The following is an 11,797-nucleotide window of genomic DNA, read 5'->3' as shown; positions in this document are numbered from 1 at the left end:
GGCACAATTGCCGGGCTTCTTTTTGCCCGATTGACTCACTACATTAAGGGCAGAACAATTCGGTCATCAAATATCCAAGCGATTCAAATCACTGATAAATTTGAATCCGATGACTGGGCAAAAATTGCCGGTTGTTAACCTGTTCTTCAGCATGGAGAACTATTCGTTGTTAATGCTGGTCGTATTCCGCACGGATCGATCCGCATGGGGACAGTGGTAAATTTTCGTTTCGGAGCAGTCGAACGTGGGCGGCTTGTTACAAACACTCAAGGGTCTGGGACCAACGCGGCTGATGGCAATCAGTGGCGTGGGCGTGCTGTTGCTTGTCTTCTTTGCATTCCTGATCATGCGTGTTTCAGCCCCCAATATGGAACTGCTCTATCGCGATCTGGATCCGGCAGACGCCAGCCAGATCGTCAATCGCCTCGAAGACCAGCAGGTTCAGTACCAGTTGCTGAACAACGGTACCGAAATTCTTGTCCCGGCCGATCAGGTCAACCGCATGCGTCTGACCATGGCCGAAAGCGGCCTGCCGACCGGCGGCTCTGTCGGGTATGAGGTATTTGACAATTCCGACGGCTTTGGCGCCACCAGTTTCGAACAGAACATCAACCATGTTCGCGCCCTTGAAGGCGAGCTGGCCCGCACGATCGCATCCATTCAGGCGATCCAGCAGGCACGCGTTCATCTGGTTCTGCCAAAACGTCAGATGTTCTCACGCGAGACCCAGGAAGCCAGTGCCTCTATCGCGGTCAAGATGGCCGGTGGGGAACTGAAACCTGAACAGGTTGTCGCAATTCAGCATCTTGTGGCTGCCGCGGTGCCCCAACTTGATCCGGGCAAGGTATCGATCATTGATGAACGCGGCCGGTTGCTTGCGCGCGGTGATGGCGAACAGCAGTCGTCGACATTCCTGACCCAGACCGCCGATGAAATGCGCATTCGCACCGAAAGCCGCATGCGCAATACCATCGAAGATCTTCTGTCGCGCTCCCTTGGTTACGGCGAAGTCCGCGCCGAAGTTTCGGTCGAAATGGACTTCAACAAGATTACGACCGCCAATGAGCGGTTTAATCCGGATGAGCGCGTCATTCGTTCCAGCCAGACGATTGAAGAAAACGCGACCAATTCCGAGACCGAGGGCACCGATCCGGTAACGCTGCAGAACAATCTGCCGGATGCCAATTTTGATGCCGCCAACGGTGCAGGAACCCAAAGTCAGGAAAGCCGCACGGAAGAAACGGTCAATTACGAGATTTCCAAAACAACCACCACCCAGATCAAGGAAATCGGCGAGATTTCTCGTGTGACGGTGGCCGTCCTTGTTGATGGCACCTACACCACTGATGAAAATGGCGAGCGCCTGTATCAGGAACGCTCCCCGGAAGACCTTGAAAAGATCGCAGCCCTCGTGCGCAGTGCCATCGGCTATGACCCGCAGCGCAGCGATCAGGTCGAGGTCATCAACATGCAGTTCGCTGATACTGCCGACCTGTTCCCGGATGAAGAGATCGAGACCTTCCTTGGCCTTGATAAGGCTGAGATCTTCCGCATCGCCGAAATGCTGGTGCTGGCGATTGTTGCCATCCTCGTCATCCTGCTGGTGGTACGCCCGCTTCTGACGCGTGCGTTCGAAACGCTGCCGAGTGCGGCGGATATGGCACAGCGTCAGCTTCTTGCCGATGACATGACCGCCGATGGCACGCCGGCCCTTGAAGGTCCGGCACCCGTTCCGATGGCACCTGGCATGGATGACGGCGAAGAACTGATCAACCTGTCGCAGGTTGAAGGTCGCGTGAAAGCATCCTCGGTCAAGAAGATTGGCGAGATCGTGGAGAAGCACCCGGAAGAAGCTCTCTCGATCATTCGCAACTGGCTGTATCAGGAGAGCTAATTCTCCTGACAGTTATCGGCTCACTGGCAGCCGCAGGGCTGCCTTCCTTTTGTTGCTCAAGGCGTTTTAGCAGTTCGATATGACGGCCATTGAAAAGTTCACATTCTCACTCAGCTTCGACGATGCCGACAACGTAATCCGTTCGGCAGGCAAAGAGGATGAGCATTACGAACTGGGCACGAAAAAGAAGAAAAAGAAAGAAGAAGAAGCCCCGCCGGCCCCGCCGCCTGTATATACAGAGGAACAGGGCGCACAGATGGTCGCCGATGCTGAAAAGCGCGGCCACGAACAGGGTTTTGCCGAAGGTCACAAACAAGGCTTTGACGAAGCCCATCAGCAAATCATGGCGTCGCTTGAAAAGGCGGTTGGCGATGTGGAATCCGAAATTGCCGAAAAGCTCGCCCAGATTGACGAGCAGCAGAAGCGCGCCAACGCCAAAATCAACGAAGACGCTATTAATGTTGCCCTTGGTGTCATTCGCAAGCTGGCCCCGGCCTGGTCCAAACAGTACCAGATGACCGAAATCGAAGACATCGTCCGGCAATGTCTTGCCAACCTGTTTGAAGCGCCGAAAGTCATGATCAAGGTCAATCCCGACCTTGAAACAGAAGTCGGTGCAGCAGCCCAGCGCATCGCAGACTCCCGTGGCTTTTCCGGCAAGGTTGTTGTGGTTGGCGAACCCGACGTCGCAATGGGTGATTGTCAGGTATCCTGGGGCGATGGCACGGCTGTTCGCGACAGTGCGCGGATATGGTCGGAAATCAACGCCATCATCGACAATGCACTGACCCTGCATGCCAACGACCATGATCTGCCCGAAAGCGATATGGGCGATCCCGCAATTCAGGAAAGCCGCCTCGCCCCCGAGGTGAAGGTCCCGGCACAGCCTTCTGCACCTGTTCAATCGACCGGACCAGCACCGGATCAGGTCGAAACCGTAAATCAGGTCACACCCGAGATGCCATCCGCCGAAGAACCCGCTGAGTCCGGCTCTGATACGCAAGAAGGCGATGGCACCGCGGCGCGGAATATGCAAACATTGCAAGAAGATACGAAGGCTGAATCGGCAACCACCGATGGCGCGATGCACGGACCTGAAACGGACACGACACCGCCGCCACAGCCGACACCGGAACCAAACATTACAGATCAGGCGGAAAACAAGCCTGAACCACAAAAAGACGAGACAACGGCGACAGCGCAAGGCCCTGCACAGCCTGGTAATTCCGGCCCAGAAACCGAACAGACGGCTGCACAGGAAGACCCGACGACCACAGCCGATGAAACGGCTGCTGTGAAGCAACCGACCAAAGACGCAGGAGACGAAAATGGCTGATGATGACGATCTGGAACTCTCGGAGCTCGACGACGATAACATCGAACTCGAGGGCGAAGGGACCGAACTTCTTGCTGCGGCCGAAGCCGGCAGCGAGCAGATGAAGACTTCCAAGGATCTCGAAGCCGTGTACGATATTCCCGTTCAGGTTTCGGCAGTTCTTGGCAAAGCAACCATGCAAGTCAGCCAATTGCTGAAACTTGGTCGTGGTGCCGTGGTAGAGCTTGACCGTAAAGTTGGTGAAGCTATTGATATCTATGTGAACAACCGTCTCGTCGCACGCGGCGAGGTGGTGGTCGTGGAAGACCGGCTTGGTGTGACCATGACGGAAATCATCAAATCCGAGAAAAGCTAACGTAAGAGAGGATATCCGACTATGGCCGAAGGGGGGACTAAAACGTCGTTTGACATTGCGACAGTCGGGGGACTGGCCATTGGCTTTGCGTTGGTGATTGCTGCAATCATCTTTGGTGGATCGCCGGGTGCGTTTATCGATATCCCCTCTGTCCTGATTGTTATCGGCGGTACAGCAGCCATTACGGCTGTCAGCTTTGCGCTGGGCGAGTTTCTCGGCTCTGGCAAAGTGCTGATGCGCACGATCTTCCACAAATCGCGCAATCCGGCGGATGCGGCACTTCAAATTCTTCAGCTTGCCGAAATCGCCCGCAAAGGCGGTGTGCTGTCCCTTCAGGGGCACCTTGATAGCCTGCAAAGCGAAGAATACCTTTGGAAAGGCTTGTCGCTTGTCGTTGACGGCACCCCGCCCGAGGAAGTCGAAGCCATCATGCGCAAGGACATGAACGCCACCATCGGCCGCCACCAGAAAGGCGCCAACATCATGAAAAAGGCCGGTGACGTTGCACCGGCAATGGGCCTGATCGGGACGCTGATCGGTCTGGTGCAGATGTTGGGTAACCTTGATGATCCGTCATCGATTGGTCCGTCGATGGCTGTTGCGCTTTTGACGACCTTCTATGGTGCGGTTCTGGCCAACATGGTGTTCATGCCGCTTGCCGGGAAGCTTGAACGCAATTCCAGCGACGAGGAACTTTTGAATTCGGTCTACATGGTTGGTGCTGTTTCCATCGGTCGACAGGAAAACCCCCGTCGTCTGGAAATGCTGATCAACTCGATCCTGCCGCCGTCAAAACGCGTCAGCTACTTCGATTGATCGTGAATGTGAATATGGTGGTTCTGGCGCATCAATGCTTTTTTGATGCGCCGGGTCCCCGAAACTGATCGGAAAGAGATGATACGATGCAGGTACTGATCGTTGGTGGACTGGGCGGACAGATAGGCGCAGCCAGCAAGATCGCAATGGCGCGCGGCGCTTCGGTCCAGTTGGCCGAAAGTGTCACGACTGCGCTTAACATCCTGCGGGCGGGCAACCGGATTGATCTGGTTATGGCGGATATCACCCTTGATGTCGCCGCCCTGATTGAAGGCATGGTTGCCGAGCGCATCACAACCCCGGTGGTCGCGTGTGGCATCGGCAATGACGTTAATGGTGCGGTCAATGCGATTAAGGCAGGTGCCCAGGAATTCATCCCCCTGCCCCCAGAAGCCGATCTCATTGCCGCAATTTTCGAAGCCGTCACCGAAGAAAGCCACGCGCTGATCCATCGCGATGCGCGCATGGCCGAGACGCTCCGACTGGCAAGTCAGGTGGCCAACAGTTCGGCATCCATCCTGATCACCGGCGAAAGCGGCACCGGTAAGGAAATCATTTCGCGCTATGTGCACCGCAAGTCCAACCGTTCGGACAAGCCGTTCGTTGCGGTCAACTGTGCGGCCATCCCCGATAACCTTCTTGAATCCGAACTGTTTGGCCATGAAAAGGGCGCCTTTACCGGTGCCCAGGCACGACGTATCGGCAAGTTCGAAGAAGCCAATGGCGGCACCCTTTTGCTTGATGAAATCAGCGAAATGGATGTGCGCCTTCAGGCCAAACTTCTGCGTGCGATTCAGGAAAAGGAAATTGACCGGCTTGGTGGCAAAAGCCCGGTCAAGGTCGATGTCCGAATTCTTGCGACCTCGAACCGCAATCTTGAGGCCGAAGTCAATGCTGGCAACTTCCGCGAGGATTTGTATTTCCGCCTGAACGTGGTCAATCTCGACATCCCGTCACTGCGCGAACGTCCCGATGATATCCCGGTTCTTGCCGAGTTCTTTGTCAAAAAATACTCTGATGCCAATGACGTTCCGGTCCGCCCGATCAGCCCGCTTGCGATACAGCGCCTGCTGTCTCACCATTGGCGGGGCAATGTCCGCGAACTTGAAAACACCATGCATCGCGCGGTTCTGATCGCCGGTCCCGATGAAATCGGGCCAGAAGCCATCATGCTGTCTGGCGAGAGCAACGCACCTGCCCCGGCAGCCGCAGCCCCCGTATCGCAGGCCCCCGCACCATCTGCGTCTGCACCGGCCCCGTCTACGACGGCACGCGCCAGTTCGGCCTATGCCAGTGCCAATGCCGCCTATGGCGCAGCATCATCGGCCTATCAACCCAGCGCACCAGCCCCTGCACCATCTACCCCATCCGCACCGGCGAATGAGGCCCCTGCTCGGGATGATGACGCAGACAGCGGCGATGACGGCGCGTCCGATGACAGTACTGCTGGAAACGGTTCTGTGACCTCGGCACTGGTCGGGCGTACTGTTGCTGATGTCGAACGTGATCTGATCATTGATACGCTCAAGCATTGCTTTGGCAACCGCACCCATGCGGCCAACATTCTTGGCATTTCCATTCGGACCCTGCGCAACAAACTGCGCCAGTATACTGACGAAGGACTTGCTGTACCGGCTCCTGGTGACGGTCACGACTGAACATGAAATTTCGGCGCGCTGTCCCCATCTTCAAGGCATGTAAAGGCGCAACGAACATCGAGCAAGCAACAGGGTAACAAGCAAAGACAATGGCCGAAGGTCAAGACATCACACCGACTGGTTCCGGCGGCTCTGACGGCCCCGGCGGCGGTGCGCCGGGCGGGTTAAATCTCGGCGCCATTCAGTCGCGTGTCGCTTCGGCCATGAAGCGTGGCGATATCGCCATGGCGCTCGGCTTTATCATGATCCTTGTGGTCATGATGTTCCCGATGCCGCCATGGCTGCTTGATTTCATGCTGGCCCTTTCGATCAGCTTCTCTGTGCTGATCCTGATGACATCGCTGTTCATCCAGAAACCTCTTGAATTCAACTCTTTCCCGACGATCCTGCTGGTGGCGACGTCGCTCAGACTTGCGCTGAATATTGCGACAACCCGACTGATCCTTGGTTATGGGCACGAAGGTACGCACGCCGCCGGTGCAGTGATCGAGGCCTTTGGCAGCTTCCTGATTTCGGGCAATTTCGTCATCGGGATTATCGTCTTTGCCATCCTTGTCATTATCAACTTTGTCGTTATCACCAAGGGTTCCGGCCGTATTGCCGAGGTCGCCGCACGCTTTACCCTTGATGCAATGCCCGGCAAACAGATGGCGATTGACGCCGACCTGTCATCGGGCCTGATCAATGAAGAACAGGCAAAGGCCCGCCGTAAGGAACTCGAAGATGAAAGTTCCTTCTTCGGGTCGATGGATGGTGCATCAAAATTTGTCCGTGGCGATGCGGTTGCAGGTATTCTGATTACGTTTATCAACGTGATTGGCGGTATCATCATCGGCACCGCCCAGATGGGCCTTTCGCTTGCCGAGGCAACCGAAACCTACACGATCCTGACCGTTGGTGATGGTCTGGTGTCGCAGATCCCGGCCCTGATCGTTTCGACCGCTGCGGGCCTTCTGGTCACCAAAGGTGGCCTTGATGGCGCAACCGAAAAGGCCGTTTTCGGGCAGGTCAGTAACTACCCGGCGGCCCTCGGCGTTGCTGCCGCCCTGATGGGGGGCATGTCCCTTCTGCCGGGCATTCCGATGATCTGGTTCCTCGGATTGGCGATCGGGTTGGGGTATCTCGCCTACTACATGAGCAAACGCCAGAACGCAGCCGTTGCCGAAGAACAGATGAAAGAAACCCAGGCCGCGGCAGATGCCGCCGGCCCGCCGCCAGAAGAACCCATCGCCAATGCGTTGCGCATGGACTATGTGCGTCTTGAACTTGGCTATGGTTTGTTATCGCTGATCAGTACCGAACGCGGCCAGAAACTGACCGATCAGATCAAGGCGCTGCGTCGCCAGCTTGCCGGTGACATGGGCTTTGTCATGCCGTCGGTGCGCATTCAGGACAACATGCAACTGCCCGCCAACACCTATGTGCTCCGCGTCAAGGAGATCGAGGCAGGCCGTGGTGATCTGCGCCCGAACATGTTGCTGGTGATGGATCCGCGCGGCGAGGAAATTACCCTGTCGGGCGAAAAGACCATGGAGCCGACCTTCAACCTGCCTGCGATGTGGATCGAACAGGGCATGAAGGAAGAGGCCATGTTCCGTGGCTATACGGTGGTTGATCCGCAAACCGTGATCACGACGCACATCACCGAAGTGATCAAGGATCACATGCCCGAACTGCTGTCTTATGCCGAAACGCAAAAGCTGCTTGATGAACTTGACGAAGATCAGAAAAAACTGGTCGAGGATATCGTTCCCGGTCAGGTTTCAGTTGGCGGTGTTCAGCGCGTATTGCAGAACCTTTTGACCGAACGCGTTTCCATCCGCGATCTGCCGACAATCCTTGAAGGCATTGCAGAATCCACCGCCTTTACCCGCAACCCGACCTTCATGACCGAACATGTGCGTTCACGCCTGGCGCGTCAGTTGTCGGATGTGAATACCAATCAGGACGGCGTCATTCCGCTGGTGACCATGTCGCCGCAGTGGGAACAGATCTTTGCCGAGAGCCTTGTTGGTCAGGGCGAGGAAAAGCAGCTTTCCATTCCGCCAAGCCAGCTTCAGGAATTCATCAACAAGGTCAGAACCACGTTCGAGCGCCTTGGCATGATGGGCGAAAGCCCGGTTCTTCTGACCAGCCCGGGCATCCGGCCATATGTGCGATCCATCGTTGAGCGATTCCGCCCGAGCACCGTGGTGATGTCGCAAAACGAAATCCACCCCAAGGCACAGCTGAAAACGCTGGGGCAGGTGTGATGGCGATGCTCAATCAAACCGCCCTGCTTGCGGAAATGACAAACCGGGGGGAACTGAATGCGTCTTAAGACCTTCACTGCCCCTACCATGACCGAGGCGATGGCGCTCGTTAAAGAGCACATGGGCACCGATGCCATCATCGTCTCCACCCAGGATATCCCCGGCAGTGGCGTGCGCCTGACCGCCGCCCTTGATCGTGATCCCGACTATGGCGATGACGACGGCCCGGCCCCCGCCCTTCAGGAACAGCTGGATGCGGTCGAGGCCGCCTTGACGCGGCATAATTTGCCGGAACGGCTGCGCATTCGCCTGTGTGATCTGATGGGGCGCGAAACGGCTGCTGCATCCGAGCAACAATTGCTGGCCGGTGCGCTTGATGAAATCTTTGATTTCTCGCCCCTGCCGGAAAAGAACACGCCGCGCGCGTTGGCCTTCGTTGGCCCGCCCGGATCGGGCAAAACGCTGGCGGTTGCCAAAACCGCGGCACGTGCGGTGATGAAGAAACGCAAAGTTGCTGTTCTTTCAACCGATTACAAACGTGCCGGCGGGATGGCCCAGCTTGAGGCCTTTACGCGAATTCTCAAGATTGATCTGCTTGCGGCGAAATCACCGGACGATCTCAAGGCGCGCTTTGGCGAAATCCGCGAAGCCGATGTCATCCTGATCGATACGGCAAGCTGCAACCCCTATCTTGAAACCGAAATTGGCACGCTTCGTGAATTCATGAAAGCGGTGCCGAGTGAACCGGTGCTGGTGAACCCTGCGGGGATTGATGCCTATGAGGCGGCTGACATTGCCAATGCCTTCGCAGATGGTGGCGCAACACGTGTCGTGATCTCGCGACTTGATGTTGCCGCCCGACTTGGCGGTGCGCTATATGGAGCCGATTCAGGAAATCTTTCCCTTTGTAATGTCAGTATGACAGCCCAGGTTGCGGACGGCCTCACCGCCCTTAGTCCCCTTGCCTTGGCAAAACTTCTGATACCGTCCCATCGCGCTGATACCGCGAAACCGAGCTTCTCCGAGGTCGTGAAATGACTACCAAGTCTGATGCATCACCCAAATCTGCCCCGCGGGCCAAAGGCCGCAATGTCCTTGCAGTTGCATCTGGCAAAGGCGGCGTTGGCAAGACCTGGTTTTCCATTACGCTCACCCATGCGATGGTTCTCGAAGGCCACAAGACCCTTTTGTTTGACGGTGACCTTGGCTTGGCCAACATCGACATTCAGCTTGGCCTGATGCCGAAATATGATCTGGGCGGCGTGATTGCCGGGCGGATCAGCCTGAAAGATGCAGTCACTCACTTCCCGGATGGCGATTTTGATATGATTGCCGGGCGCAGCGGATCGGGCAGCCTTGCCAACCTTCCGGCCACCCGGCTTCAGGCGCTGTCGGACGATTTGCTCCAGACCGGCAAGGAATATGATAAGGTATTGATCGATCTTGGTGCCGGTGTTGATCAAGGCGTGCGTCAGATGACCGGCCTTGCCAATACGGTGATTGTGATTACCAACGGCGATCCGACTTCTTTGACTGACGCCTATGCCTTTATCAAGATCACCCATATGGCCCGCCCGAAAACCGATATCCGGGTGGTGGTCAATATGGCCAAGGACAAGAAAGAAGGTCAGGCGATCTACAACAAGCTTCTCAAGGCGTGCGAGGGTTTCTTGAAGATTTCGCCGCCGTTGCTTGGCGTTATTCGTGCGGATTCCAAGGTATCGGAATGCATTCGCAACCAGACGCCGCTTCTGACCCGTCATCCGAACTGCGATGCCGCCCAGGATATAGAGGCAATCGCCCAAACCCTTCTTGAGGAGTAGGTTGTCATGACGCTCCCGCCACAAGCAATATCGCCCGGCCCTGCCGTCGGTGGACATGCTTCGGCGGGTGGTACTGCCGGACAGGCCAATCAGGGTTCGGTTCCGGCACAAATCAATGCAACCGTCACAACCGCCACCCCGCAACAGGTCGCTGCCGCACTGGCCAAGCTCCCGGTCGAAACGTTGTTGCAGGCCTCGGTCCAATCGCAATCGGGCAATCAACTGACCCTTGCCACTGCCCTTGGTTCGGTCACGGTCAGGATCCCCACCCCGCTTCCCAGTAATCTCGGCGATCTTCTGTGGGCCCGCATTCCGACAACCAACCCCGCCACCGGCCAATCCGCAACGGGCGGCAACCCGGCCGATGGCATGCGCCTGCAACTTCTGCCGCAAACCCTGTCGCCGGGGGGATCCGGGGTAACCGGTGCCCTTGCCAACGGAAATATCGCTGGCAGCAGCCTGACACCCGGCCAGACATTTGGCGCAGTGACGACATCCATCCTGACCATGCCCAATGGCACCCAATTGCCCGCCGGAGGCCAGACACAAGTCATCTTTCTGGGTCAGGGCACGGTAACCGCACAGCAAGCCGCCAATGCCATGGCGTCTGCGGCCCAGGCCGGTTCTGCTGGTTCGGCGGGTATGGCTGGTGGCGCAGGCACAGGCGGCGTGGCTGCCGGAATGGGACCAACAATTGCCGCACAAACAGCCGCCGGGCAGGCCCCCGCTGGCACCTTGATGCTGACCGGGACAGTCTTGCCCCCTGATAGTGCCGAGGCCCGCCTGCTGCCGCAGGGTTTCACAGCCCTTCGTACATCCGCCGGTATTGTTGGCATCAAATTGCCGGTTCCCGCGCCAACGGGCGCAACCCTGTCATTTAACGTTGATCCATCGGGCGGTGCCAAGGTATCGACATCCGTCCCGATGACCGAGGCACAATTGATCGCGCGCGGTCAGGCCGCCGCCCTCACCCATGACTGGGACAGTCTGCACAGGGCGGTTAGTGCCCTGCAGCAACATGATCCCGGCGCAGCACTCAGCATGCTGAACAACATTCCCCAGGCTGGCCCCAAACTGACCACCACCATGATGTTCTTCTTTGCTGCCATGACAGGCCAAGGCGGCAGTTTGCGTGGCTGGCTGGGCGATCGTGCCGCGACCAGCCTGGCCACACTATCCGATACAGACGGTGGCGGGCTTAAACGGCTTGAAGGTGATTTTGCCCAGTTGCGTGCGATGGCAACCGAAGAACGTCCGGATGGCTGGCGCGTGATGGCGATGCCCTTCAATATGGGCGACAAGATCGAACAGCTTCAATTGGGCTGGCGGCATGGTGATCGTGAAAATGATCCCGACAAACCCGATGATCAGGGCACGCGTTTCCTACTGGATCTGTCTTTCAGTGTTGTCGGCCACACCCAGCTCGACGGTCTGGTCAAGGGCGAGGACAGCAAGTTTGATCTGATTGTCCGCACCGAAAACCCGTTGCAATCCCATAACCGCGATGACATTCGCGGCATCTTCCGCGAGGCCCTTCAAATTGCCGGTTACACCGGCCATATCCTGTTTCAGGATGGGTCGCGGTTTGTCGAAATTGGTCCGGTGCCCGATGGCAAAGACCCGCATTCCCACCACGGGATCGAGGCATAAGCATCATCATTCT

9 protein-coding genes are annotated in these 11,797 nt (G+C 57.0%); all 9 read left to right on the top strand.

What is annotated here, in order from left to right:
• Positions 1-292: 292 nt before the first annotated feature.
• The 9 genes from fliF to IT893_RS03700 all read left to right on the top strand — a co-directional run bounded on the left by fliF (position 293) and on the right by IT893_RS03700 (position 11,784).
• Positions 293-1,894 carry a flagellar basal-body MS-ring/collar protein FliF gene (gene fliF / locus IT893_RS03740; RefSeq protein WP_252724071.1) on the top strand — a complete coding sequence of 534 codons (1,602 nt, stop codon included), beginning with the start codon at positions 293-295 and terminating at the stop codon, positions 1,892-1,894.
• A gap of 79 nt (positions 1,895-1,973) precedes the next feature.
• Positions 1,974-3,230 carry a FliH/SctL family protein gene (locus tag IT893_RS03735; RefSeq protein ID WP_197146865.1) on the top strand — a complete coding sequence of 419 codons (1,257 nt, stop codon included), beginning with the start codon at positions 1,974-1,976 and terminating at the stop codon, positions 3,228-3,230.
• A complete protein-coding gene (gene fliN, locus IT893_RS03730; protein ID WP_008891638.1) occupies positions 3,223-3,585 on the top strand; it encodes a flagellar motor switch protein FliN in 363 nt (120 codons plus the stop codon). Before IT893_RS03735 ends, fliN begins: the two co-directional genes overlap by 8 nt.
• Positions 3,586-3,606: 21 nt before the next feature.
• The gene (locus tag IT893_RS03725; RefSeq protein WP_008891637.1) at positions 3,607-4,401 is read left to right on the top strand and encodes a motility protein A; all 795 of its coding nucleotides are present in this window, start codon (positions 3,607-3,609) and stop codon (positions 4,399-4,401) included.
• Between the two features lie 86 nt (positions 4,402-4,487).
• The gene (locus IT893_RS03720; protein WP_197146864.1) at positions 4,488-6,059 is read left to right on the top strand and encodes a sigma-54 dependent transcriptional regulator; all 1,572 of its coding nucleotides are present in this window, start codon (positions 4,488-4,490) and stop codon (positions 6,057-6,059) included.
• An 89-nt stretch (positions 6,060-6,148) separates the two neighbouring features.
• The gene (gene flhA / locus IT893_RS03715) at positions 6,149-8,311 is read left to right on the top strand and encodes a flagellar biosynthesis protein FlhA (protein WP_008891635.1); all 2,163 of its coding nucleotides are present in this window, start codon (positions 6,149-6,151) and stop codon (positions 8,309-8,311) included.
• 57 nt (positions 8,312-8,368) lie between these two features.
• Positions 8,369-9,349 (top strand): GTP-binding protein, encoded by a 981-nt coding sequence (locus IT893_RS03710; protein WP_008891634.1) that lies wholly within the window; start codon positions 8,369-8,371, stop codon positions 9,347-9,349.
• The gene (locus IT893_RS03705; RefSeq protein ID WP_197146863.1) at positions 9,346-10,134 is read left to right on the top strand and encodes a MinD/ParA family protein; all 789 of its coding nucleotides are present in this window, start codon (positions 9,346-9,348) and stop codon (positions 10,132-10,134) included. The genes IT893_RS03710 and IT893_RS03705 overlap by 4 nt, the downstream gene beginning before the upstream one ends.
• A gap of 6 nt (positions 10,135-10,140) precedes the next feature.
• The gene (locus IT893_RS03700) at positions 10,141-11,784 is read left to right on the top strand and encodes a hypothetical protein (protein ID WP_197146862.1); all 1,644 of its coding nucleotides are present in this window, start codon (positions 10,141-10,143) and stop codon (positions 11,782-11,784) included.
• Positions 11,785-11,797 lie beyond the last annotated feature (13 nt).

Source organism: Thalassospira sp. A40-3, from assembly GCF_015871485.1.
In the GTDB taxonomy this organism is placed as follows: domain Bacteria; phylum Pseudomonadota; class Alphaproteobacteria; order Rhodospirillales; family Thalassospiraceae; genus Thalassospira; species Thalassospira tepidiphila.
The sequence above is the reverse complement of the archived record's forward strand: the minus strand, read 5'-3'. Positions and strand labels throughout refer to the sequence as shown.

Coding starts and splice junctions, on each gene's coding strand:
- flhA (WP_008891635.1), top strand. CDS start 6,149: ATGGCCGAAGGTCAAGACATCACACCGACTGGTTCCGGCGGCTCTGAC.
- IT893_RS03720 (WP_197146864.1), top strand. CDS start 4,488: ATGCAGGTACTGATCGTTGGTGGACTGGGCGGACAGATAGGCGCAGCC.
- IT893_RS03725 (WP_008891637.1), top strand. CDS start 3,607: ATGGCCGAAGGGGGGACTAAAACGTCGTTTGACATTGCGACAGTCGGG.
- fliN (WP_008891638.1), top strand. CDS start 3,223: ATGGCTGATGATGACGATCTGGAACTCTCGGAGCTCGACGACGATAAC.
- IT893_RS03705 (WP_197146863.1), top strand. CDS start 9,346: ATGACTACCAAGTCTGATGCATCACCCAAATCTGCCCCGCGGGCCAAA.
- IT893_RS03710 (WP_008891634.1), top strand. CDS start 8,369: ATGCGTCTTAAGACCTTCACTGCCCCTACCATGACCGAGGCGATGGCG.
- IT893_RS03700 (WP_197146862.1), top strand. CDS start 10,141: ATGACGCTCCCGCCACAAGCAATATCGCCCGGCCCTGCCGTCGGTGGA.
- fliF (WP_252724071.1), top strand. CDS start 293: ATGGCAATCAGTGGCGTGGGCGTGCTGTTGCTTGTCTTCTTTGCATTC.
- IT893_RS03735 (WP_197146865.1), top strand. CDS start 1,974: ATGACGGCCATTGAAAAGTTCACATTCTCACTCAGCTTCGACGATGCC.